We start from the raw sequence: 23,094 nt of genomic DNA, 5'->3' as shown, positions 1-23,094 counted from the left end.
CATCGGCCGGGGCTGCCGGAGACGCCGGTGCGCGGGGCCACGGCGCTGACACCGACGGGGACTTCGAGCTGGCGCTGCCTGCGGTGAGCGACGGTGGTGGCGGGGCTTCGGCCGAGGGCGACTTCGAGCTGGCGCGGCCCGAGGCGGGCGCAGTCGGCGACGGGGCCTCGACCGAGGGGGACTTCGAGCTTCGGCCCGCGGTGAGCGGCAGTGGTGGTGACGCGGCTTCCCCCGGGACGGACTTCGTACAGGCCCGACCTGCCACGGGTGTGGACGGCGACAGCGACGGCGACGGGGCCTCGGCCGAGGGGGACTTCGAGCTTCGGCCCGCGGTGAGCGGCAGTGGTGGTGACGCGGCTTCCCCCGGGACGGACTTCGTACAGGCCCGACCTGCCACGGGTGTGGACGGCGACAGCGACGGCGACGCGGCTTCGGGCGAGGGCGACTTCGAGCTGGCGCGACCGGCTGGAGCGCCCGCGTCCGTCCCGGAACCAGACAGGACAGTCCCGGCCACGGAGGTCGCCGAGCAGGCCGGCGCTGTGGCCGACGGTGCCGGGGTCGCGGGGCCCGCGGCCGACGACGCCGCCGTTCCCGCCGCGCCCGTCGCCGAGCGCCCCAAGCCTCTGCACGACCCCGACCCCTACAGCACCCCGCCCTACGGCGAGCCCGGCCCCTGGGCCCTTGCTCCGCCGGTCCAGCACCCGGCGACCACGCCCGCGCACGGGACGGCGGTGCCGATGCCGCCCCCGCCGGCACAGGGCGTCCAGACGCCGGCGCAGGGCACTGCCGTACCCATCCCGCCCCCGCCGGCGCCCGGCCTGCCGACGCCCGCGCCCGGTGCACCCGCCCCGACTGCCCCGACGGCCGGCACCCAGGCCGCAGCCCACACCGCACCCGTCTCACCGGTACCTCCGACCCCGCCCGTCGGCGAACCCACGCCCGCACCGAAACCGGCCCTCACTGCAACCGTCACGGCGGCGCCCCCCGGCATCCCCGCCCAGACAGCACCCCCGGCGCCCGGCACAGCCACCCAGGCCACCCCCACCCCAGTGGCCCCGGCGGCCGACACCCCACCCCCCACCAACCCCTGGCAGAACTACGACCCCTGGTCCCGCTCCCACCACCCCACCCACCACCCCACCTCTCACCCCGCCGCCCCCCTCCAGCAGAGCGGCACCGCGCTCGCCACCGGCGTGCCGAGTCGCAAGCGTGGGAGGAAGGCGCTCGTCGTCGGTGCCCTGTTGCTCGCGCTCGTGTCCGGTGGCGTCGGTGGGGCCGTAGGGGCGTATCTGGAGCGCAACGGGGGTGTGGGGGACGTGGAGCTGCCGCAGGCCGGCAGTGAGTCCGCCGGGCGGGCAGCGGACAGTGTCGCCGGGATCGCCGCGCGTGCCCTGCCGAGTGTCGTGACGCTGCATGTCAGCGGCAGCGAGGAGCAGGGCACCGGCACCGGGTTCGTGCTCGACGACCGCGGTCACATCCTCACCAACAACCACGTCGTCGAACCCGCGGGCGACGACGGCGAGATATCCGTGACCTTCCACAGCGGCGACACCGCGAAGGCCACCGTGGTCGGACGGGACGGCGGCTACGACCTCGCCGTCGTCAAGGTCACCGGCGTCAGCGGGCTCGCCCCCCTGCCGCTCGGCAACTCCGACAACGTCCAGGTCGGCGACCCCGTCGTGGCCATCGGCGCCCCGTTCGACCTGGCGGGCACCGTCACCTCAGGCATCGTCAGCGCCAAGGAGCGGCCGATCACGGCAGGCGGCGAGAGCGGCGACGGCAGCGACGTGTCGTACGTCGACGCGCTGCAGACCGACGCGCCCATCAACCCCGGCAACTCCGGCGGCCCTCTCCTCGACGCCCAGGGCCGTGTCGTCGGCATCAACTCCGCGATCCGTTCCGCCGACAGCGGGTCCGACCTCGACGGCGGCCAGGCAGGCTCCATCGGCCTCGGCTTCGCCATCCCGGTCAACCAGGCCAAGCGCGTCGCCGAGGAGCTGATCAACACGGGCAGGGCGACCCACCCCGTCATCGGGGTCACCCTCGACATGGACTACACCGGCGACGGAGCCCGCGTCGGCACCAAGGGCAGCGACGGCGGCCCCGCGGTCACCGGCGGCGGCCCCGGCGCCAAGGCCGGCCTCAAGTCCGGCGACGTCATCACCGAGGTCGACGGCCAGCGCGTCCACTCCGGCGAGGAGCTCATCGTCAAGACCCGCGCCCACCGCCCCGGCGACCGGCTGGAACTGACCTTGGAGCGTGGCGGAAAGGAGATCTCGATCTCCCTGACACTGGGCTCTTCGAGCGGTGGCTGAGCGGGGCCGAGACGCACAGAAACCTCTCAGCGTGACCCGTGTCACCACCCACACGGGCCCTGACAAGGCAAACAACCCGGAAAACCGCACGCCCACACGCATTCGGAGGCCTCGGGACAGTACCGGTCGTAGCGGATCGCCGGGTACCGTGGAGCCGACCGAGGACATCGCAAGGAGCTTCAGGTGTTCAATGACATAGGACCGCTCGAGCTGGTGACGCTCATCGTCCTCGCCGTGCTCGTCTTCGGTCCGGACAAGCTCCCGAAGCTCATCCAGGACGCCACGCGGACGATCCGTAAGATCCGCGAGTTCTCGGAGAGCGCCAAGCAGGACATCCGGCAGGAACTGGGCCCGGAGTTCAAGGACTTCGAATTCGAGGACCTCAACCCCAAGACGTTCATCCGCAAGCAGATGGACAACGACGAGCTGGGGCTGAAGGAGATCCGCAACGGCTTCGACCTGAAGAAGGAAATGGCCGAGGTCACCGACGCCGTCCACGGCCGTGACGCGGAATCGTCCTCGTCGTCCTCCGCCTCGGGTTCCGCCGGCGGCGCGATCGACATGACGAAGAAGCCCGAGAACCCCCGCGACGAGCGCCCGCCGTACGACGCGGACGCCACCTGAGCCGTACGAACACGCGGGCGGGACACCGCTCGTACGTGATGCTTCTCATACTCCGCCCGGGTCGTGCACGGCCTGAACCCGCCCTCTGTGCGCCCCACGCGCCGGGCGCTTTCACTGCTGCTCGGAGCGGTGTGGCTATGCTGCCGAGTTGTTGTGCGGACCGGACGAGTACGCCCGAAGGGGGGCGGGCCGGGCTGGTCCGGCGAGAACGAGGAGGCGTCCGGGCACATGGAGACGACGAGTCAGGCAGTCGCGCAGGAACCGGCCGCGGATGGCGGACAGCAGGTCCCCTCCGCCCGGCGCACGGTCGACGGCTACCTGTTGGCGCCTTTCCCGTGGTACGGCCTCGATGAGGCCTTCACGGGGCCGCGCTGGCTGATGCAGGTCGGCATGGCTGCCGACGGGTCCGTGGAACACGGATCGATCGGGCACGGCGACGAGCCCTCCGTACGGAACGAGGCGACGGAGGACCGGGACAAGTTCGCCGTGGTCGTGACCGTCGCGACGAATCCGTCCCGGCGGAGCGCCGACGGCACGGGGCTGCTGGAGGCCACCTCGGTGTCCTCGGCGGCATGGCTCGCCGGGGTGGGGCTGCTGTCCTTCACCTGGCCGGGGCAGATGGACCACTCGCTGCGCGACGACTGGCTGGAGCAGCAGACGGAGACGGCGTGGGCCCTCGCGGACGACCTGGAGGGTTCGGACTGGTCGACGCTGTCCCTGCCGGTGGACGGGGTGCCCACGCCCTTCCACTACCGGGAGTCCGAGTTCGGCTGGGTGCTGGCCGGGTCGACTCAGGAGGGCGTGCATGTGGGGGCGTACGGCAGAGGCATGAGCGCGTACGGGTTGGGCTTCGCCATGATCAAGGACATCGCGGCGTACGCCTAGGCCTCGGCCCGCACGGAGACACAGATACGCCGATGGGGGCGCCGTCCGGTGAGACGGCGCCCCCATCGGCGTACCGGAATCAGAACTTGTTCTTCGGGGTGATCCCCAGGGACAGGCCCGAAAGGCCCCGCTGGCGGCCCCCCAGCTTCCCCGCGATCGCGCGCAGCGCCGAGCCCGCCGGGGAGTCCGGGTCCGTCAGGACGACCGGCTTGCCCTCGTCGCCGCCCTCGCGGAGGCGGACGTCGATGGGGATGCTGCCGAGGACCGGGACGTTGGTGCCCGTCGTGCGGGTGAGGCCCTCGGCGACCCTCTGGCCGCCGCCCGTGCCGAAGACGTCGACCATCTCGTCGCAGTGCGGGCAGGGCAGGCCCGACATGTTCTCGACCACGCCGACGATCTTCTGGTGGGTCTGGACGGCGATGGAGCCGGCCCGCTCGGCGACCTCGGCGGCGGCCTGCTGAGGCGTGGTGACGACGAGGATCTCCGCGTTCGGGACCAGCTGGGCCACCGAGATCGCGATGTCGCCCGTGCCAGGCGGCAGGTCGAGCAGCAGGACGTCCAGGTCGCCCCAGTACACGTCCGCCAGGAACTGCTGGAGCGCGCGGTGCAGCATCGGGCCGCGCCAGACCACCGGGGCGTTGCCCGGCGTGAACATGCCGATGGAGATGACCTTCACGCCGTTCGCCGACGGCGGCATGATCATGTTCTCGACCTGGGTAGGACGACCGTCGGCGCCCAGCATGCGGGGCACGCTGTGGCCGTAGATGTCGGCGTCGACGACGCCCACCTTGAGGCCGTCGGCCGCCATCGCCGCCGCCAGGTTGACCGTCACGGACGACTTGCCGACGCCGCCCTTGCCGGACGCGACCGCGTACACGCGGGTCAGCGAGCCGGGCTTGGCGAAGGGGACCTCGCGCTCGGCGGTGCCGCCGCGCAGGGCGTTCGCCAGTTCCTTGCGCTGCTCGTCGCTCATGACGTCGAGCGTGACGTCGACGCGGGTGACGCCCTCGACCGCGGCGACGGCGTCCGTCACGCGCTGGGTGATCGTCTCTCGCATCGGGCAGCCGGAGACCGTCAGGTACACGGTGACCGCGACCGCACCGTCCGCACCGATCTCCACCGACTTGACCATCCCCAGTTCGGTGATGGGGCGGTTGATCTCGGGGTCGTTCACCGTCGCCAGCGCTTCGCGCACCGCGTCTTCCGTAGCCATAAGGACGATGGTACGGCGCGGTGGCCATGCCCCGGTAAGCCCGTCAGCGGTCGTCTACGTCACGTCCCGCAGACCGATCTGCCGGGAATACCCCGTGCTCGCGGTGACCGCCGTGCCGGTGACCGTTGCCCCGCTCGTCCAGGTCCTTGAGCAGGTCCTGCAATTCCGAGCGCATCCAGTCGCGGGTGGCCACCTCGCCCAGGCCGATGCGCAGCGCGGCGATCTCGCGGGTCAGGTACTCGGTGTCGGCGATCGACCGCTCGTTCTGCTTGCGGTCCTGCTCCAGGTTGACCCGGTCGCGGTCGTCCTGCCGGTTCTGCGCGAGCAGGATCAGCGGGGCGGCGTAGGAGGCCTGCAGGGACAGGGCCAGCGTCAGGAAGATGAACGGGTACTCGTCGAAGCGCAGATCGCCGGGTGCGGCGATGTTCCACAGCACCCACACGATGATGACGATCGTCATCCAGACGAGGAACCGTCCGGTGCCGATGAAGCGGGCGACGCGCTCCGACAGCCGTCCGAAGGCCTCCGGATCCCACTCGGGCAGGACCCGGCGCCGCGGCGGACGGGGTTGGTCGAGGCGCGCGCGGGGCGCCCGGGTGGCCGCGGTGGCACCCGACACGACGCGCTCGCGCGTGCCCTCGCGCTCAGGAGCCATGCGCCGTCACCCCCTCGCCCGCGCCCTCGTCCAGATGGAACTCCGTCTCCCGCCAGTCGTCGGGCAGCATGTGGTCCAGTACGTCGTCCACGGTCACCACGCCCAGCAGCGACCCGGACTCGTCGACGACGGGCGCCGCGACCATGTCGTACGTCGCGAAGAACCCGGCGACGACCGGCAGCTCCGCGTCCGGGTCCAGGGCCTCCAGGGCCTCGTCGACCATCGAGCTGACCAGCGTGTACGGCGGGTCGCGCAGCAGCCGCTGGAAGTGGACCGTGCCGAGGTACTTGCCGGTCGGGGTCTCGTCGGGCGGTCGGCAGACGTAGACCTGGGCGGCCAGGGCGGGGGACAGGTCGGGATTGCGGACCCGGGCCAGGGCGTCGGCGACGGTGGCGTCGGGGCGCAGGATGACCGGCTCGGTCGTCATCAGACCGCCGGCCGTGTGCTCCTCGTACGCCATCAGGCGGCGCATGTCGGCCGCGTCGGCGGGCTGCATCAGGCTCAGCAGCCGCTCCTGGTCGTCCTCCGGCAGCTCACCGAGCAGGTCGGCCGCGTCGTCCGGGTCCATGGCCTCCAAGACGTCGGCGGCACGTTCCTCCTTCAGCTTGCCGAGGATCTCGATCTGGTCGTCCTCGGGGAGCTCTTCGAGGACGTCGGCGAGGCGGTCGTCGTCGAGGGCCGCGGCGACCTCGGCGCGGCGCTTGGGGGAGAGGTGGTGCAGGACGTTGGCGAGGTCGGCGGGGCGCAGCTGCTCGAAGGTGGCCAGGAGGCTCTCGGCGCCCTGTCCCTTCTCCTCCAGGGTGAAGCCGGTGACGGCGGACCACTCGACGGTCAGCGACTCGCCCCTGGCCCGCCGGAAGGCACCGCTGCGGCCGCCCTTGCGGACGAACACCTTGTCGATCTCCCAGTCCCGGCGGGCCGGCAGCTGCCCGACCGACAGATCGAGGACGGTGACCTCCTCGCCGGTCTCGACGAGGGTGACGCGCCGGTCGAGCAGCTCGCCGAAGACGAGGCGCTCGGTGGGGCGCTGCTCGAAGCGTCGGACGTTGAGCACGCCGGTGGTGATGACCTGGCCGGACTCGATGCTGGTGACGCGGGTCATGGGCAGGAAGATGCGGCGCCGGGTGGAGAGTTCGACGACCAGGCCGAGCACGCGTGGCGGGCGCCGGCCGACCCGCAGCATGACGACCAGATCGCGGACCCGGCCCACCTGGTCGCCGTTCGGGTCGAACGCGGCGACGTCGGCGAGGTGCGAGACGAAGATCCGGGGAGCGCCGGCTGCCATTGCTGAGGCTCCTTTGCCTGCTGTTGCGCTTGCCGTTCGTGGACTGTGCCGCTTACCCGAATTGCCCGCTCGGGTGGGCTTCAGGCTAGCCCGTCCGGATCCGATACGCCCTGGTGAGCAGTCCGGACGGACTGGCTCCGCTCGGGCCCTGACACCCCGGTACGCTGCGGTACGCCGCTCGGGTCCCACAACAGAAAGGCAGCCCCACCTGTGCCTGCGATTCCTCAGGATCGTCTTCGCCGGGCCGCGATGGTGAGCGCCGTGTGCGCGCTGGTCGTGTCGGGAGCCGGACTGACGGGATGCAGTGAGGACCCGGACGAGGGCACCAACGGGGTCGGCAAGCTGCCGGCCGCCGAGATCCAGCGCAAGACCCGTACGGCCGCCGACTCCGCCGACGCGGTCCGCCTGTCCGGGAGCGTGGTGACCAGCGGGCGCACCTACAGGCTCGACATGCAGCTCAAGGCCGACGGCGGGACGGGGTCGGTCACCGCGCAGGGGGCCACCTTTCAGCTGCTGCGGATCGGTGAGCAGCTGTACCTGAAGGCCGACGCCGGATTCTGGAGCGATGCGGACGGCGCGAAGACCGACGCGGCGGCGGACAAGCTGAACGGCAAGTACGTGAGGGTGCCGGAGGGTGATCCGTCGTACAAGAAGTTCAGCGGTTTCACGGACAAGGGTGTCCTGCTCGACGGTCTGTTGACGCTCCACGGCGCTCTCGCCGCCGACGGGCACCACGAGCAGGAGGGCACCCGCACCATCCGCATCACCGGCGACAAGGGCGCCGGCGGCACCCTGGACGTCTCCCTGGAGGGGACCCCGTACCCGCTCCGCCTCACCCGCGCGGGCGGCGGGGGCACGTTGACCTTCTCGGCCTGGGGCAAGGACTTCCCGCTGGAGAAGCCGGACAAGGGCGAGACGGTGGACTACGGCAAGCAGCTGCCGACGTCGTGACGGGCCGGCGAGGTGACCGGCCCGCGCTCCGACCGGCTAGCGGCGCCGCTTCTTCTTCAGCAGCAGCCGCGGCAGCCCCGCGGGGATCGGCTCACGTGTCGTCGCCGGGGACGGCAGGGGCGCCTCGGCCAGTGAGCCGTCCGGCAGCGGGGCGGTGGTGCCCGTCGGCTCCAGGCGCAGTACCCGGCACTCGCGGGCCCAGCGGGACGGCATGGCCTCGCCGTCGGGTGCGTTGAGGCGCTTGCCCTTCAGCTCGGCGACCGTCGCCTCCCACTGCTCGGAGCCCGGCGCCAGTTCCACGACCTTCGCCGACCAGGAGACCAGCCGGCCGCCCTTGTCCTTGCTGCGGACCGTCACCTCGGCCGTGGCCCCGTCGACCAGCCCCGGCAGCGGCTGCTCGCCCGGCCCGTCGCCGACGACGCACGCCGCCCCCTCGTGCCACGCGTGCCACAGCGCCCGGGCCGGGACGCCGGGTCCGCTGACCCAGACGAGGCCGGACTTCTTCGTGGCCTCCTCGACGAGGGCCTGGTCGAGCAGCTCGCTTGTCATGGCCCAAGCCTATCCAGCCGCCCGCGGCCCGGTCGGAGCCGCCGGACGGGCCGCTGAGGCTCAGAGCCAGCCGTTCCGCTTCAGCGTGCGGTGGATGCCCAGGCAGATGGCCACCGTGACGCTCATGATCACGGGGTAGCCGTACTTCCAGTGCGTCTCCGGCATGTAGTCGAAGTTCATGCCGTACACCCCGCACACCATCGTCGGTACGGCGATGATCGCGGCCCACGACGTGATCTTCCGCATGTCCTCGTTCTGCGCCACGGACGCCTGCGCGAGGTTGGCCTGGAGGATCGAGTTGAGGAGCTCGTCGAAGCCGATGACCTGCTCGTGCACGCGCGCGACGTGGTCGGCGACGTCCCGGAAGTACTTCTGGATGTCCGGGTCGATGAGCCGCATCGGCCGCTCGCTCAGCAGCTGCATGGGCCGCAGCAGCGGCGACACCGCGCGCTTGAACTCGAGGACCTCGCGCTTGAGTTGGTAGATCCGTCCCGCGTCCGTGCCGCGCGGGGAGCCCTTGCGCCCGGGCGAGAAGACCTCGGTCTCCACCTCGTCGATGTCGTCCTGCACGGCGTCGGCGACGGCGATGTACCCGTCGACGACATGGTCGGCGATCGCGTGCAGCACGGCCGACGGGCCCTTGGCGAGCAGCTCGGGGTCGTCCTGCAGCCGGTGCCGCAGCGCCCGCAGCGAGCCCTGCCCGCCGTGCCGGACGGTGATGAAGAAGTCCCGGCCGGTGAAGCACATGACCTCGCCGGTCTCGACGACCTCGCTGTTCGCGGTGAGTTCGTCGTGCTCGACGTAGTGGATGGTCTTGAAGACGGTGAACAGGGAGTCGTCGTAGCGCTCCAGCTTGGGCCGCTGGTGCGCCTGCACCGCGTCCTCGACGGCCAGCGGGTGCAGCCCGAACTCACTGGCGATACCGGCGAATTCGGCCTCGGTCGGCTCGTGCAGCCCGATCCACACGAACCCTCCGTCCCGCCGCACCCGGCGCATCGCCTCGTGCGGGGTCAGCGGCTGCGGGGTCTCGACGCGGGCGCCGTTGCGGTAGACGGCGCAGTCGACGACGGCGGAGGGCGTCGCCGGGTCGCGGGTGGTGTCGTACGCGCCACTGTCCTTGCGCAGCGAAACGCGGGACGGGCGGACCACGGCACGCAGGTCGCGGATCATCGACATGAGCAAGCTCCTTCGCAACGGGCAACGAAGCGTGGAGAACCGCGGCACGGTTGGAACTGCCCGGAATGGGGACGTCCTGACTTCAGGATGTTTGGCACGTCCACAAAGCGGGGAGCACCGCACCGTCGCGGTGATGGGCTTCGTTGCTGATTCAGATCAGACAGATCAGGCAAAGCGAAACGAAGTGCTCTTCCGCGTGAGGACGCGAGCATGAAAGGCGGCGGTCAGCCGGAGGCGGAACAGCCGAATCAGCTACATCAGCGGCGGGAAGAGCGAGTGGTACTGCACGGTCGACTTCGATCCATGACAGCCCCACCTCCTCCGGCCGGTCCCTCGTGAGGGACGATCCATACCCCGTTCGGGGTTCCCCGTAGGGGAGTCTCTATTCGGTGTCAGGACTCGATCGCGAAGCTTCTGCATGCCGTCCCGAACACCGGGCAAGAGTATCAGCCGACTGAAGTGTCAAGGCGCTCCTTTGCCCGGTACTGACGAGTTCTATGCTCGGCGCATGGCTGATGTTCTCCCTCTGGTCGAGGCCCGGTTGCGCTCCGCGCTGGGCGAACCGGACGCACGCGCGGCGGTCACCTTCCTCGGTACGGACCGCATGGAGGTGCTCCGTTTCCAGGAGGGAGACCTCGTGCGCTACGTCACCCTCGGCATGTCCGCGCACCCCATGAACGACCCCACCGCCACGGTCGCCGACCCGGTCAAGGGCCCCCGCGCCGAACTGGCGCTCTCGGTCCGCTCCGGGCTCGCCGACACCGACAAGGTGCTCCGCCCGCTGGCCGTGCTCGCCGCGTCCCCGCAGGTGGAGGGCGTGATCGTGGCCCCGGGTGCCTCGCTGGACGTCGGTGAACCGCTGTGGCCCGGAGCCCCGTTCACCTCGGTCCTGGTGGCCGAGCCCGGCGGCCTGATCGAGGACCTGGAACTCGACGAGCCGGCCGACCCCGTGCACTTCCTGCCGCTGCTCCCCATGACCCCGAACGAGGCCGCGTGGAAGCGCGTGCACGGCGCGCAGGCCCTCCAGGAGCGCTGGCTGACGAACGGGACGGACCTCCGGGATCCCGCCCGGACATCCGTCCCGCTGGACTGACGCCGCGTGAGCAACCTCACCAACCGGTGGCCGAAAAGCGTCAGTTGGCGAACACGGTCACGCTGTCCTCGGTGGCGTGCGCCGGCGCCTGCTCCTCGGCTTCGTGTGCCAGTGACTTGCGCCGTACGACGACCACGAGCGAGCCCAGTACGGCTGTGACGGCCGCCACCACGAACGGGATGCGGAGGCTGCCGGTCCACTCCTCGATCCTGGGCGCGAAGTAGGGCGCGGCAGCTGCCGCGAACCACCGCACGAAGTTGTAGCCCGCGCTCGCCACGGGGCGCGGGGCGTCGGAGACGCCGAGTGCCAGCTCCGTGTAGACGGTGTTGTTCACGCCGATGAACGCGCCGGACAGGATCGTGCAGACGACGGCGGTGGTGTGGTCGCCGTAGCCGAGGACGAGCACGTCCACGGCCAGCAGCACCAGTGAGCCGCCGAGGACCTTCAGCGAGCCGAACCGCTTCTGCAGGCGCGGTGCCACGATCACCGAGAACACGGCGAGCAGCAGACCCCAGGCGAAGAACACCGCGCCCGACCGGTAGGGGCTCATGTTCAGCACGAACGGTGTGAAGGCCAGCACGGTGAAGAACGTGTAGTTGTAGAAGAACGCCGAGACCGCCGCGGAGGCGAGGCCGCCGTGGCCGAGGGCCCTGATCGGGTCCAGCAGTGAGGTCTTGCGGGCCGGCTTCGGCTGCTCCTTCAGGAACGCCGCGATGCACAGGAAGCCCACCGCCATCAGCGCGGCCGTACCGAAGAACGGGTAGCGCCAGCTGGCGTCCCCGAGCAGCGCGCCCAGCAGCGGCCCGCACGCCATGCCGAGGCCGAGGGCGGACTCGTAGAGCAGGATCGCCGCAGCGCTGCCGCCGGCTGCCGCGCCCACGATGACGGCGAGGGCCGTGGAGACGAAGAGCGCGTTGCCGAGCCCCCAGCCCGCCCGGAATCCGACCAGCTCGCCGACCGATCCGGACGTGCCCGCGAGCCCGGCGAAGACGATCACTAGCGCGAGGCCGAGCAGCAGGGTCTTGCGTCCGCCGATGCGGCTGGAGACGAATCCGGTGACCAGCATCGCCATGGCGGTGATGAGGAAGTACGAGGTGAAGAGCAGGGAGACCTGGCCGGCCGTCGCGTGCAGCCCGCCGGCGATGGACGGCAGGATCGGGTCGACGAGCCCGATGCCCATGAAGGCCACGACGGAGGCGCCGGCGGTCGCCCACACGGCCCTCGGCTGCCGCAGGATGCTGCCCGCTCCCGCGTCGAAGGGGTCCATTGCGTTCTCCAATCCGGAACTGAGGTAGGTGGCCGATGCACAGAGTATGTTAGCTAAGCTAATTAATGCAAGTTACATCTATATTCGGCTCGTGCCGGTTCCGCCCGGACGGGTGATCGTCCTTGACGTGGCGCAGAAGGGGTAGGACCGTGGGGGCCTATGAGGGGCGAACCCAGTTGCCCGAAGTGTGGTGGCCGGGTCAGGGCTCCCGGACTCTTCGCCGACACCTGGCAGTGCGATGTGCACGGCACCGTGCACCCGGTGCAGCCCGTGATCCCGCCCAGCGTCGATGCCCTCGGCGTGGTCGTGCATCGCACCCATGTGCCGGTGTGGATGCCGTGGCCGCTGCCGATCGGCTGGCTGTTCACCGGCGTCGCCAGCGCGGGCGACGACCGCAGTGGCGGCCGCGCGACCGCCGTGGCCTGCTCCGGCCCCGGTCCGCTCGGCGGCATGGGTGAACTGATCCTGGTCGCCGAGGAGCTGAACGTCGGTCTCGGTGCGCGCTACGCGGGCATCGACGGCCCGGACCCGGGGCCGTACATCAATGTCGAGAAGCCACCCCAGGCCAAGGTCCTCGCCGCCGGCCGCCCGACCCCGCTGTGGCACGTCTCCGGCGCCCCCGAGGACCGTGCCGTCTTCGCCGGCGAGGCCCTCGGGATGTGGCTGTGGGCCGTCGTGTGGCCCGAGCAGTCGGGGTTGCTGATGTACGACGAGCTGGTGCTCACGGATCTGCGGGATGCCGGGGCCGAGTTGGACCTGGTGCCTTGCGGGGCGTTGTCGCCGCGCTTGCTTGAGCCGTAGCGGCCTGCCGGGGGGTGTGCGTGTAGGGGGTGCTTGCGGCGGGCGGGTGTGACAGGGGTCGTTGAAAGTGCGGTTATCCTTGAGCGTCCCCTTCCGTGCCGTCAGTGACTGGAGTTCGCGTCGTGCGCATCGATCTGCACACCCACTCCACCGCTTCCGACGGCACCGACACCCCCGCCGAGCTGGTGCTGGGCGCCGCCGCGGCCGGACTGGACGTCGTAGCGCTCACCGACCACGACACCACCCGCGGATACGCCGAGGCCATCGCCGCGCTGCCGGAGGGGCTCACCCTCGTCACCGGCGCCGAGCTGTCCTGCCGTATCGACGGGATCAGCATGCACATGCTGGCCTACCTCTTCGACCCCGAGGAGCCCGCGCTGCTCGCCGAGCGCGAGCTGGTGCGCGACGACCGGGTGCCCCGGGCCCAGGGCATGGTCGCCAAGCTCAACGAGCTCGGCGTGCCCGTCACCTGGGAGCAGGTGCTGCGGATCGCCGGTGAGGGCTCGGTCGGGCGGCCGCACGTCGCCTCCGCGCTGGTCGAGCTCGGAGTCGTACCGACCGTCGGCGACGCCTTCACCGAGGACTGGCTGGCCGACGGCGGCCGGGCCTTCGTGGAGAAGCACGAGACCGACCCGTTCGAGGCGATCCGGCTGATCAAGGCCGCCGGCGGCGTCGCCGTCTTCGCGCACCCCGCCGCGAGCAAGCGGGGCCGTACGGTCCCGGAGTCCGCCATCGCGGACCTGGCCGCGGCCGGGCTCGACGGCATCGAGGTCGACCACATGGACCACGACCCCGACACGCGTGCGCGGCTGCGCGGGCTCGCCAAGGAGCTCGGGCTGCTGACGACCGGGTCCAGCGACTACCACGGCAGCCGCAAGACGTGCGTGCTCGGCGAGTACACGACGGACCCCGAGGTGTACGGCGAGATCACGCGGCGGGCCACCGGGGCGTTTCCCGTGCCGGGGACCGGCGGGGTCTGAGCTTCTCACCCACAGGTCCGTTTCTCTTCACCCGGCGCTGCAGGCTGTGCCCACCCGTTCCGCCCTGCGGAACGACTGCCCACAGCGGTAGCCCCCCTTCGCAAGGCTCACGCATGTTCGATCTCGCCGTCTTCGGCTCCCTCTTCCTGACCCTCTTCGTCATCATGGATCCCCCAGGGATCACCCCGATCTTCCTCGCGCTCACCGCCGGCCGGCCGGCCAAGGTGCAGAAGCGGATGGCCTTCCAGGCCGTCTGTGTGGCGGGCGGTGTGATCACGGTCTTCGGTCTCCTCGGCCACCAGATCCTCAACTACCTGCACGTCTCCGTCCCCGCGCTGATGATCGCGGGCGGGCTGCTGCTCCTGCTGATCGCGCTCGACCTGCTCACCGGCAAGACGGACGAGCCCAAGCAGACCAAGGACGTGAACGTCGCCCTCGTCCCCCTGGGCATGCCGCTGCTCGCCGGGCCGGGTGCCATCGTCTCGGTCATCCTCGCCGTGCAGAAGGCCGACAGCGTCGCCATGCAGGCGTCGGTGTGGGCCGCAATCCTCGCCATCCACGTCGTGCTGTGGCTGGTGATGCGGTACTCGCTGCTGATCATCCGGGTCATCAAGGACGGCGGCGTGGTCCTCGTGACGCGGCTCGCGGGCATGATGCTGTCGGCGATCGCGGTGCAGCAGATCATCAACGGCGTCACCCAGGTGATCCAGGGCGCCTGAGCCCTGGGAGGCGCCCCTCGAAGCCTCCCCGGATGCGCGAAGCCCCCGCACGGCGTCAGTGCCGTGCGGGGGCTTCGAAGCTGCTGCGGTGATCCGCGTCTGTTATGAGGCCGTGGTGTCGGCCGGTCGGATCCACAGCCGCTGTCCGGTGGCGGCAGCCTGCTGAACGATCCGGTTGACGGAGGCGGCGTCCACGACGGTGCTGTCCACGGGCGTACCGTCGAACTCGTCGAGTCGCATGATTTCGAAGCGCAAGGGCTTCTCCCTTCGTCTGGTCATCCTCCTGCGGAGAACTGAGGAGAACTACTTGGTTACACACGTATGCAACGTGCTTCGTGTTACAAACATTCCCTACGCTAAAGAAATTTTTCGAACGTCTAACTACTGACCGGTAAGGGATCGTCCGGAGATCAAGGCGGGACTGACCGGGACCGGTTGTGTTCGCAGCGTGACCGCCGGGACAATGATGGCGATGAACGACGACCTCGCGGCGCTAGGCGCCCGCATCGACCACACCAACGAGCTGCTGCAACGCATGCTCGCCGAGGTGGCGAAGACGCCCTCTACCCATGCGATCTTCGTCGACGCGGGCTATCTCTACGCGGCCGCGGGACGGCTGGTCGCCGGGACGGAGGACCGCAGGGCCTTCGATCTGGACGCCGAGGGGCTGATCGAGGCGCTCATCGACCGGGCGCGCACGATCTTCGCGGACAGCAGGCTGCTGCGGGTCTACTGGTACGACGGCGCCCGGCGCCGCATCCATACGGCGGAACAGCAGTCGATCGCCGAGCTCCCCGACGTGAAGGTCCGCCTGGGAAACCTCAACGCCAACAACCAGCAGAAGGGCGTCGACTCACTGATCAGGACCGACCTGGAGTCCCTCGCCAGGCACCGCGCCATCAGCGATGCGGCCCTGCTCGGCGGTGACGAGGACCTGGTGTCGGCGGTCGAGGCCGCGCAGGGGTACGGGGCGCGGGTGCACCTGTGGGGCATCGAGGCGCCGGAAGGCCGTAATCAGGCCGAGCCCCTGCTCTGGGAGGTCGACAGCCAGCGCACCCTCGACCTCGACTTCTTCAAGCCCTACGTCTCCCGGCGCACGGCCGCCGCGTACGAGGCCGCGGGGGCCCGGCCGACGCGGGAGGACGTCCGCTTCGTCGGCGCCCAGATCGCGGCGAAGTGGCTCGCGGCGCGGGGGCGGGAGTCACTCGTGGAGTTGCTGCCGGGGCATCCGTATCTGCCCGGGTCCGTCGACCAGGACCTGCTGGTGGAGGCCGAGGGGCTGCTGCAGTACTCCCTGCGCGGTCAGGCGGATCTGCGGCGGGCGCTGCGGGACGGGTTCTGGGAACACCTGCAGGCGCAGTACTAGGTCAGGCGCAGTACTAGGTCAGGCGCAGTACTAGGTAAGGCGCAGTACTAGGCCAGGCCCAGGACTAGACCTCGGTGGCGGTCCCGTCGACGGTGTCCCAGAAGTCGGCGACGGCCTCGGCGGTGCGCAGGGGCTGGTCGGCGTTGGGCGAGTGCTCGGCGCCGGGGATGACGGTGCGGCGGGCGTTCAGCCGCGCGGCCATGTCGTCGAGGAGCGGGACCGGCCAGGTGTCGTCGCTCGCGCCCGACAGGACGTGGAACGGGAGCGGGAGGGCCGCGAGTTCGTCGACGCGGTCCGGCTCCGTGGTCAACTGGCGCCCCGTGGCGAGGAGTTGAGCGGGCTTCGTGCCGAGCCAACGGCGGCGCAGCAGGTCCGGGCCGCCGATCCCGCGCGCCGGCCCGCCGACCTCCTCGGGCGGCCCCATCGCGCGGATCGCCTCCCAGGTCTCGGCCATGGTCATCACCGCGAGCGCGTCCCGCAGCAGCTTCACGCGCTGCTGCTGGGAGTCGGAGATCTGGGCCGGGCCCGACGCCATGAGGGTGAGCGAGCTGAACGGGGCGTGGTCGAGGAGGACGGCCGCGCGGGCGATCTGGCCGCCGAGGGAGTGGCCGAAGAGGTGGAGCGGGGCGTCCAGAGTGCCGAGGGCTGCCACCTGGGCGAGGACGTCCCGGGCCAACTCGCCTCGCTCGTACGGCGCTTCGTCGCGCTCCGGACCGTCCGACTCGTGCTGTCCCCGCCCGTCGACGGCGATCGTACGGTAGCCGCGCGCCGCGAGCGGCTCGTGCATCAGCGTGAAGTCCTCCTTGCTGCCCGTGAACCCGGGAAGCAGCAGGGCGACACCTCGGACCTCGACGCCGGGAGCGGCGGGGGAGTCGACGACGGCGAAGGTGCCGCGGGAGGTGTGGAGGGGGTAGGCGCGGACGTTCGGGGGCGGCGTGAAGGCGGGTTGGGTGGTCACGGGGGGAGGGTAGCGGGTGGGCCGTAGGACCCCCATCGGTCGGTCCGGGAAAGCCGACGGCCCGGCCCCGCGCAATGCGGGACCGGGCCCTCGTACGGGAGATCAGCTCTCCGCGGGCTCCGTGGCGACCGTGGCCTTACGGGCACGGCGCACCTTGGGCTTGGCCTCGGCCGCGCCGTCGGCGGCCTCCACGGTCGCCGCCGCCTTGCGGGTACGGCGACGCGGCGCGGGCGCCTCGGTGGCCTTCGGCTCCGCAGTGGCCGTCGGCTCCTGCGTGGCCTGGGCCGGGATCTCGGCGGCCGGGGCGGCCGACGCCGCGGTCTTGCGGGTGCGGCGTGCCTTGGGCTTGGCCTCGGCGGCCTCGGCCGTGTCGACGGCGGCTTCCGCGGCGACCGCTGCCTTGCGGGTCCGACGGGGCTTGGCCTCGGCGGCTTCCGGCTCGGTGACGGTCGCGGCAGCCTTGCGCGTACGGCGCGGCTTCGCCTCCGTGCCCTCGGCCGTGTCAACGGCGGCCTCGGCGGTGGCGGTGGCCTTGCGCGTACGGCGGGCCTTGGGCTTGGCCTCGACGGCCTCCGCCGTGTCGACGGCGGCCTCGGCCGCGGCGGCCGTCTTGCGGGTACGGCGCGGCTTGGCCTCGGCGGCCTCCGGCTCCTGGGCGGTCTGGGCCGGGATCTCGGCGGCCGGGGCGGCCGACGCCGCGGTCTTGCGGGTGCGGCGCGCCTTCGGCTTGGCCTCGGCGGCCTCGGCCGTGTCGACGACGGCTTCGGCCGCAGCCGTGGCCTTACGGGTCCGGCGGCGCGGCTTGGTCTCCGTCGCCTCCGGGGTCTGAGGCGCGGCCTCGACGGTGCCCTCGGCCGTGTCCACGGCGGTCTCTGCCGTCGTCGCCTTGCGGGTGCGGCGGCGCGGCTTGGTGGCGGGGGCGGCCTCGTCGGCCACCACGACCTGGTCGGCCGCGGGAGCCGCAGCGGGCTCGGACGCCTGCACGGCCTCCGCGACCTGCGTGCCCGTCGCCTCCGGCGTCGTCACGGCCTGAGCCGAAGTCGCCTGCGGCTCCGCCGACTTGCGGGAACGGCGGCGGCGCGGCTTCGCCGGGGTCTCCTCGGCGGTGCCCAGGGACGGGCCCTCCGCCGTCGTGACGGCCGCCTCTGCGGCGTCCGCGGGCTCGAGGGCCGAGGACGTGGCCGTCACGGCCTGCTCCGTCGACGCACCGTTGCGGGTGCGGCGACGGCGGCGCGGGGTGCGGGGCTCGGTGACGGACTCCGCCGTGGTGGCCCCGGCGGTCTGCTCCGGAGCTCCGGAACCGACGGCGGGCGCCGACGTCTCGTCCAGCGTGGCTCCGCCGCGCGTACGGCGGCGGCGACGCGGCGTGCGCGCCGGGCGCTCACGGTCCGGCGAGGACGAGCGGGACTCGTCCCGGCCGCCTCGGCCACCGCGGCCGCGCGCACCGCGGCCGCCGGTCTCGCCGAGGTCCTCCAGCTCCTCCGCCTCCAGCCCGGCGCGCGTGCGCTCCGAGCGGGGCAGGACGCCCTTGGTGCCCGCGGGGATGCTCAGTTCCTCGAAGAGGTGCGGGGACGTGGAGTACGTCTCCGGCGGGTCGTTGAACTTCAGCTCCAGCGCCTTGTTGATCAGCTGCCAGCGCGGGATGTCGTCCCAGTCGACGAGGGTGATCGCGATGCCCTTGGCGCCCGCGCGGCCGGTGCGGCCGATGCGGTGCAGGTACGTCTTCTCCTCTTCCGGCGACTGGTAGTTGATGACGTGCGTCACGCCCTCGACGTCGATACCGCGCGCGGCGACGTCGGTGCAGACGAGGACGTCCACCTTGCCGTTGCGGAAGGCGCGCAGGGCCTGCTCACGGGCGCCCTGGCCGAGGTCGCCGTGGACCGCGCCGGCCGCGAAGCCGCGCTGCTTGAGCTGGTCGGCGAGGTCGGCCGCGGTGCGCTTCGTACGGCAGAAGACCATGGCCAGTCCCCGGCCGTCGGCCTGCAGTATGCGCGCGACCATCTCGGGCTTGTCCATGTTGTGCGCGCGGTACACGTGCTGCGAGGTGTTCGCGACGGTGGCGCCCGCGTCGTCCGGCGCGGTGGCGCGGATGTGGGTGGGCTGCGACATGTAGCGGCGCGCGAGGCCGATGACCGCGCCCGGCATGGTCGCCGAGAACAGCATGGTCTGGCGCCTGGCCGGCAGCATGTTGATGATCTTCTCGACGTCGGGCAGGAAGCCCAGGTCGAGCATCTCGTCGGCCTCGTCGAGGACGAGCGCCTTGATGTGCTTGAGGTTGAGCTTCTTCTGGCCCGCGAGGTCCAGCAGTCGGCCCGGGGTGCCGACGATCACGTCGACGCCCTTCTTCAGGGCCTCGACCTGGGGCTCGTAGGCCCGGCCGCCGTAGATCGCGAGGACGCGGACGTTACGCACCTTGCCCGCGGTGAGCAGGTCGTTGGTGACCTGGGTGCACAGCTCGCGGGTGGGGACGACCACGAGCGCCTGCGGGGCGTCGGTGAGGGCGTCGGGCTCCGCGCGCCCGGCCTCCACGTCGGCGGGAACGGTGACGCGCTCGAGGAGCGGGAGGCCGAAGCCGAGCGTCTTGCCGGTGCCGGTCTTGGCCTGGCCGATGACGTCCGTGCCGGAGAGGGCGACGGGGAGGGTCATCTCCTGGATGGGGAAGGGGTTGATGATGCCGACGGCCTCAAGGGCCTCGGCGGTCTCGGGAAGGATTCCGAGCTCTCGGAAAGTCGTAGTCAGGGTGCTGCCTCTTCTGTGTACGCGGTGCGAGGCGAGCGCGGGGGTCTTGACGGACCGTGCCGGGGACGTCGGCTGCCATACGGTCGGGCCGTAGGACACGGGACCACTGCCGACGCTCTAGCGCTCGTACCGCTGAGGGTGTCCCTCCGGTCGTCGTACGCATCTGTGCCGTACGGCCAGGGAGGGCTGTCGGGTCGGAGCCGATCGGGCCACCGACCGGGCATCCTCATAACGTGCGGCCCGTCGAATACATCAGGGTACTCAGCGGGCGCATTACCACCATACCCCGGAATCGCGCACATGCGATGGCCGAATTGGTCACGTAGTCGGCGTCACACTGATTGACCAGGGACTTCCGTGACGTGGAGAGCGGGCTATTGTGCGCTTCATGACGACGCCTGACAACACGCCCGACGCCTCCGACACCGCTGACTCCGCCGTCGAGACCGGCGGCACCGTCGCACACACCGGGGTGGCCGCCCAGGACTGGGCGCAGGCCTCCGCCGATCCGCAGTACCGGGCCGCCGTCGTGGACCTGCTCGGCGCGCTGGCCTACGGGGAACTGGCGGCGTTCGAGCGGCTGGCGGAGGACGCCAAGCTGGCGCCGACGCTGGGGGACAAGGCGGAGCTGGCGAAGATGGCGTCGGCCGAGTTCCACCACTACGAGAAGCTGCGGGACCGGCTCACCGAGATCGGTGCCGAGCCCACGCAGGCGATGGAGCCGTTCGTCGCCGCGCTGGACGGCTTCCACAAGCAGACGGCGCCCTCGGACTGGCTGGAGGGGCTGGTCAAGGCGTACGTCGGTGACTCGATCGCCAGTGACTTCTACCGGGAGGTCGCCGCGCGGCTCGACTCGGACTCGCGGGGGCTGGTGCTGGCCGTGCTCGACGACACCGGGCACGCGTCGTTCGCCGTGGAGAAGGTGCGGGCCGCCATCGACGCCGACCCGCGTGTGGGCGGGCGGCTCGCGCTGTGGGCCCGGCGCTTGATGGGGGAGGCGCTGTCGCAGTCCCAGCGGGTCGTTGCCGACCGGGATGCGCTGTCCACGATGCTCGTGGGCGGGGTCGCGGACGGGTTCGATCTTGCCGAGGTCGGGAAGATGTTCTCGCGGATCACCGAGGCGCACACCAAGCGGATGGCTGCGCTGGGGCTGGCGGCTTAAACGCCGCCCCGCTTTCTGGGGGCCGGCCGGCCCCCCGGACCCCCGCTTCGGCCCTGGACGGGCCTCGTCCTCAAACGCCGGACGGGCTGATATGCCCGGACCCGCCCACGAGAAGCGGCCGTCGGCCTTCGGGCGGCGTCAGGAAGTCGGCGGCCGGTCGTCCTCGGAATCTACGCGGTCGCCGAGTGGCGGCTCAGTCTTCCCGCGGGGCGTACCAGCAGGGAGAGAGAGGCGGCGGAGACGACTGCCGCGCCGATGAGGATCACGAAGAGGTTGCCGAAGTCCAGCGCGGTGTGCGTGATGAACGCGCCGAAGAGGGCGCCGGCGACGCCCGTCGGCAGGACCAGGGAACTCGTCGGCAGACGGTGCGGCAGGCGGCGGGTGGCAGCCCACGCCAGGGCCAGGCCTAGGATCGCGGAGCTGAGCGCTTCCAAGAGCATGCTGGGGTCCCTCCCACATGGCCGACCTGCTCGAACCCGGTCGTAGCCCGTCATACCCCTGACCTGCGGAATGCAATCCTCCTGTGTGATCGACCCGTGCTCCGAACGTGGAGAGACGGGAGAGGCCCGGCGACCGTGGTCGCCGGGCCCCTCCCATTACGCCTGTTCGGTCGGCGCCTTCCCGCTTACAGCGCGCCGAAGCCCACCTTGCGCGGGGCCGGCTCGCCGAGCTCCACGTACGCAAGACGCTCTGCCGGGACCAGGACCTTGCGGCCGTGCTCGTCCACGAGGGTCAGCAGCTGTGACTTTCCGGCCAGCGCCTCGGACACCGCCCGCTCGACCTCCTCGGCACTCTGACCGCTCTCCAGAACGATCTCGCGGGGCGCGTGCTGCACGCCGATCTTGACCTCCACGGCTATGTCCCTCCGACGGTCAGTGAAGTGCGCGACCTTGCGCGCCGTACCCAGCACACATTAGCCCGGTGAGGGGACCTGCATGCTCCGCCCAAGAACGCCAGGAGCGAACAGGGGGCGGGAACAAACGCCCGATACGCTCAGTGGTGCTCGGTGCCGTGCAGCGGGAAGCCGGCGATGCCACGCCAGGCCAGGGACGTCAGCAGTTGCACCGCCTGGTCGCGCGGCACGCTGCGGTCGCTGTGCAGCCAGGAGCGGGCCACGACCTGGGCCAGACCGCCGAGGCCTGAGGCGAGCAGCATCGACTCCGCGCGCGAGAGGCCGGTGTCCTCGGCGATGACCTCGCAGATCGCCTCGGCGCACTCGTTCGTGACCTTGTCGACGCGCTCGCGCACGGCCGGCTCGTTGGTCAGGTCCGACTCGAAGACCAGGCGGAACGCGCCGCCGTCGTCCTCGACGTACGCGAAGTACGCGTCCATCGTCGCCCGTACACGCTGCTTGTTGTCGGTCGTCGACGCGAGCGCGTGCCGTACGGACTGGATCAGGGACTCACAGTGCTGGTCCAGCAGCGCGAGGTACAGGTCGAGCTTGCCCGGGAAGTGCTGGTAGAGCACCGGCTTGCTGACGCCGGCGCGCTCGGCGATGTCGTCCATCGCTGCAGCGTGGTAGCCCTGCGCGACGAACACCTCCTGGGCGGCGCCCAGCAGCTGGTTCCGTCGGGCACGGCGCGGCAGGCGAGTGCCCCGCGGGCGTGCCGCCTCTGTCTGCTCGATGGCTGTCACGCCGCCTCCCAATGTCGTCCACATGCGGTGTGCGCCGCGCCGCCATCGTACTTTTCGGTAACCCTGGTGTGCGCGGTGCGAGCGCAGAATTTCACGGACCGGACGGTGGCGAAAGTCGCACAGAAGGTTTGAAACCCGGCCGGAACGGGCAGCAAATGGTCTCTTTGCTGTTCAACGGCACTCTCTTCCGTGCCCACCTGTACCTTCATTCACCTTCGTTTCGTGCAGCCGATGACAGGCGTCACCGATAGTCGTCCTCGTCGATGGAGACGACGCGCGCCTGTTCGATGAGATCGGCCTCGTTGGCCCGGTCCTGGTCGGCGTCGGTCGGCCGGTCGTCGCGGTCGCGCCGGACCTCGGCGTGCTGCTCGGCCGCGTCGGCGGCGGGTGCCTCGACGTCGTACTCCTCGTCCTGCTCGGTGTCGTCGTCCGCGAAGGTCTCGGGGTCGGTGGGATCGACGGCCATGGCGGGCTCCCTTTCTAGAACGTCCCCGTGGGGCACAACGTCCCTGGGTGAAGCAGGGGTCCACTTCCGGGTGCCCTGCGTACGAGCCTAGGAGACACAGGTTCCGGACGCTATGCGATCTGCGGGGGATCTGCGGGCAATTCGGGCGTGCTCCGGGTGGCTTCCGTGAGCGGGATGCGTCTGGCGGGTTTCCCGGCCGGGAAACTGCCATGTACGTGTCGACTTGTGACGGCGAACACATGAACCACTGCGTGA

At 71.1% G+C, this 23,094-nt stretch carries 23 protein-coding genes; 10 read left to right on the top strand and 13 right to left on the bottom strand.

Annotated features, from left to right (window positions below; all coding sequences use genetic code 11):
- Positions 1-623 precede the first annotated feature (623 nt).
- From OG331_RS18675 to OG331_RS18665, 3 genes are all read left to right on the top strand, one after another.
- Positions 624-2,315 carry a trypsin-like peptidase domain-containing protein gene (locus OG331_RS18675; RefSeq protein WP_406210108.1) on the top strand — a complete coding sequence of 564 codons (1,692 nt, stop codon included), beginning with the start codon at positions 624-626 and terminating at the stop codon, positions 2,313-2,315.
- 183 nt (positions 2,316-2,498) lie between these two features.
- The gene (locus OG331_RS18670; RefSeq protein WP_406197599.1) at positions 2,499-2,939 is read left to right on the top strand and encodes a sec-independent translocase; all 441 of its coding nucleotides are present in this window, start codon (positions 2,499-2,501) and stop codon (positions 2,937-2,939) included.
- Positions 2,940-3,167: 228 nt separating this feature from the next.
- The gene (locus OG331_RS18665; protein ID WP_406197597.1) at positions 3,168-3,824 is read left to right on the top strand and encodes a hypothetical protein; all 657 of its coding nucleotides are present in this window, start codon (positions 3,168-3,170) and stop codon (positions 3,822-3,824) included.
- A gap of 79 nt (positions 3,825-3,903) precedes the next feature.
- Here OG331_RS18665 and OG331_RS18660 read toward each other — a convergent pair whose 3' ends face one another.
- The 3 genes from OG331_RS18660 to OG331_RS18650 are packed head-to-tail and all read right to left on the bottom strand — an operon-like array spanning position 3,904 to position 6,977.
- Positions 3,904-5,037, bottom strand: a complete 1,134-nt coding sequence (locus OG331_RS18660) for an Mrp/NBP35 family ATP-binding protein (protein WP_406197595.1) — start codon at positions 5,035-5,037, stop codon at positions 3,904-3,906.
- A gap of 43 nt (positions 5,038-5,080) precedes the next feature.
- Positions 5,081-5,692 carry a DUF1003 domain-containing protein gene (locus OG331_RS18655; RefSeq protein WP_406197593.1) on the bottom strand — a complete coding sequence of 204 codons (612 nt, stop codon included), beginning with the start codon at positions 5,690-5,692 and terminating at the stop codon, positions 5,081-5,083.
- Positions 5,682-6,977, bottom strand: a complete 1,296-nt coding sequence (locus OG331_RS18650) for a magnesium transporter MgtE N-terminal domain-containing protein (RefSeq protein WP_363034910.1) — start codon at positions 6,975-6,977, stop codon at positions 5,682-5,684. Before OG331_RS18650 ends, OG331_RS18655 begins: the two co-directional genes overlap by 11 nt.
- Positions 6,978-7,226: 249 nt before the next feature.
- Between OG331_RS18650 and OG331_RS18645 the strand changes: the two genes are divergently transcribed.
- Positions 7,227-7,928: a hypothetical protein gene (locus OG331_RS18645; protein WP_406197591.1), complete on the top strand. Its 702-nt coding sequence runs from the start codon at positions 7,227-7,229 to the stop codon at positions 7,926-7,928.
- Between the two features lie 36 nt (positions 7,929-7,964).
- On the opposite strand, the gene OG331_RS18640 is transcribed toward OG331_RS18645, so the two are convergent.
- Together OG331_RS18640 and OG331_RS18635 are read right to left on the bottom strand one after the other, a co-directional pair.
- Positions 7,965-8,477: a hypothetical protein gene (locus OG331_RS18640; protein ID WP_406197589.1), complete on the bottom strand. Its 513-nt coding sequence runs from the start codon at positions 8,475-8,477 to the stop codon at positions 7,965-7,967.
- A 60-nt stretch (positions 8,478-8,537) separates the two neighbouring features.
- Positions 8,538-9,653 carry a magnesium and cobalt transport protein CorA gene (locus OG331_RS18635; RefSeq protein WP_328879474.1) on the bottom strand — a complete coding sequence of 372 codons (1,116 nt, stop codon included), beginning with the start codon at positions 9,651-9,653 and terminating at the stop codon, positions 8,538-8,540.
- A gap of 508 nt (positions 9,654-10,161) precedes the next feature.
- Between OG331_RS18635 and OG331_RS18630 the strand changes: the two genes are divergently transcribed.
- Positions 10,162-10,746, top strand: coding sequence for a suppressor of fused domain protein (locus OG331_RS18630; RefSeq protein ID WP_406197587.1), 585 nt, complete (start codon positions 10,162-10,164; stop codon positions 10,744-10,746).
- A gap of 40 nt (positions 10,747-10,786) precedes the next feature.
- Here OG331_RS18630 and OG331_RS18625 read toward each other — a convergent pair whose 3' ends face one another.
- Positions 10,787-12,013, bottom strand: coding sequence for an MFS transporter (locus OG331_RS18625; RefSeq protein WP_406197585.1), 1,227 nt, complete (start codon positions 12,011-12,013; stop codon positions 10,787-10,789).
- A gap of 159 nt (positions 12,014-12,172) precedes the next feature.
- Between OG331_RS18625 and OG331_RS18620 the strand changes: the two genes are divergently transcribed.
- The 3 genes from OG331_RS18620 to OG331_RS18610 all read left to right on the top strand — a co-directional run bounded on the left by OG331_RS18620 (position 12,173) and on the right by OG331_RS18610 (position 14,513).
- On the top strand, positions 12,173-12,814 hold the full coding sequence (locus tag OG331_RS18620; RefSeq protein WP_406197582.1) for a DUF6758 family protein: 642 nt from the start codon (positions 12,173-12,175) through the stop codon (positions 12,812-12,814).
- Positions 12,815-12,936: 122 nt separating this feature from the next.
- The gene (locus OG331_RS18615; RefSeq protein ID WP_406197580.1) at positions 12,937-13,794 is read left to right on the top strand and encodes a PHP domain-containing protein; all 858 of its coding nucleotides are present in this window, start codon (positions 12,937-12,939) and stop codon (positions 13,792-13,794) included.
- A gap of 113 nt (positions 13,795-13,907) precedes the next feature.
- On the top strand, positions 13,908-14,513 hold the full coding sequence (locus OG331_RS18610; RefSeq protein ID WP_406197577.1) for a MarC family protein: 606 nt from the start codon (positions 13,908-13,910) through the stop codon (positions 14,511-14,513).
- Between the two features lie 102 nt (positions 14,514-14,615).
- Here OG331_RS18610 and OG331_RS18605 read toward each other — a convergent pair whose 3' ends face one another.
- Positions 14,616-14,768, bottom strand: a complete 153-nt coding sequence (locus OG331_RS18605) for a hypothetical protein (RefSeq protein WP_389452910.1) — start codon at positions 14,766-14,768, stop codon at positions 14,616-14,618.
- Between the two features lie 217 nt (positions 14,769-14,985).
- On the opposite strand from OG331_RS18605, the gene OG331_RS18600 reads away from it, so the two are divergent.
- Positions 14,986-15,879 carry an NYN domain-containing protein gene (locus OG331_RS18600; protein WP_328423732.1) on the top strand — a complete coding sequence of 298 codons (894 nt, stop codon included), beginning with the start codon at positions 14,986-14,988 and terminating at the stop codon, positions 15,877-15,879.
- 64 nt (positions 15,880-15,943) lie between these two features.
- On the opposite strand, the gene OG331_RS18595 is transcribed toward OG331_RS18600, so the two are convergent.
- Complete coding sequence (locus OG331_RS18595; protein ID WP_406197574.1) at positions 15,944-16,873, bottom strand: alpha/beta fold hydrolase; 930 nt, start codon at positions 16,871-16,873, stop codon at positions 15,944-15,946.
- 66 nt (positions 16,874-16,939) lie between these two features.
- Positions 16,940-19,483: a DEAD/DEAH box helicase gene (locus tag OG331_RS18590; RefSeq protein ID WP_406210106.1), complete on the bottom strand. Its 2,544-nt coding sequence runs from the start codon at positions 19,481-19,483 to the stop codon at positions 16,940-16,942.
- Positions 19,484-19,955: 472 nt separating this feature from the next.
- Between OG331_RS18590 and OG331_RS18585 the strand changes: the two genes are divergently transcribed.
- The gene (locus tag OG331_RS18585) at positions 19,956-20,738 is read left to right on the top strand and encodes a ferritin-like fold-containing protein (protein ID WP_328423728.1); all 783 of its coding nucleotides are present in this window, start codon (positions 19,956-19,958) and stop codon (positions 20,736-20,738) included.
- Between the two features lie 170 nt (positions 20,739-20,908).
- Here the strand turns inward: OG331_RS18585 and OG331_RS18580 are convergent, their stop codons facing one another.
- The 4 genes from OG331_RS18580 to OG331_RS18565 all read right to left on the bottom strand — a co-directional run bounded on the left by OG331_RS18580 (position 20,909) and on the right by OG331_RS18565 (position 22,839).
- Complete coding sequence (locus tag OG331_RS18580; protein ID WP_383603124.1) at positions 20,909-21,178, bottom strand: hypothetical protein; 270 nt, start codon at positions 21,176-21,178, stop codon at positions 20,909-20,911.
- A 185-nt stretch (positions 21,179-21,363) separates the two neighbouring features.
- Entirely contained in the window at positions 21,364-21,591 is a 228-nt protein-coding gene (locus OG331_RS18575) for a DUF3107 domain-containing protein (RefSeq protein WP_003998121.1), read from the bottom strand.
- A gap of 140 nt (positions 21,592-21,731) precedes the next feature.
- Positions 21,732-22,373: a TetR/AcrR family transcriptional regulator gene (locus OG331_RS18570; protein ID WP_328879464.1), complete on the bottom strand. Its 642-nt coding sequence runs from the start codon at positions 22,371-22,373 to the stop codon at positions 21,732-21,734.
- Positions 22,374-22,614: 241 nt separating this feature from the next.
- A complete protein-coding gene (locus OG331_RS18565) occupies positions 22,615-22,839 on the bottom strand; it encodes a hypothetical protein (RefSeq protein WP_406197571.1) in 225 nt (74 codons plus the stop codon).
- Positions 22,840-23,094 lie beyond the last annotated feature (255 nt).

Origin of the sequence: Streptomyces sp. NBC_01017, from assembly GCF_045162795.1 — a bacterium.
Classification (GTDB): domain Bacteria; phylum Actinomycetota; class Actinomycetes; order Streptomycetales; family Streptomycetaceae; genus Streptomyces; species Streptomyces machairae.
Note: the sequence above shows the minus strand (reverse complement) of the source record. Positions and strands in the feature narration are given on the sequence as shown.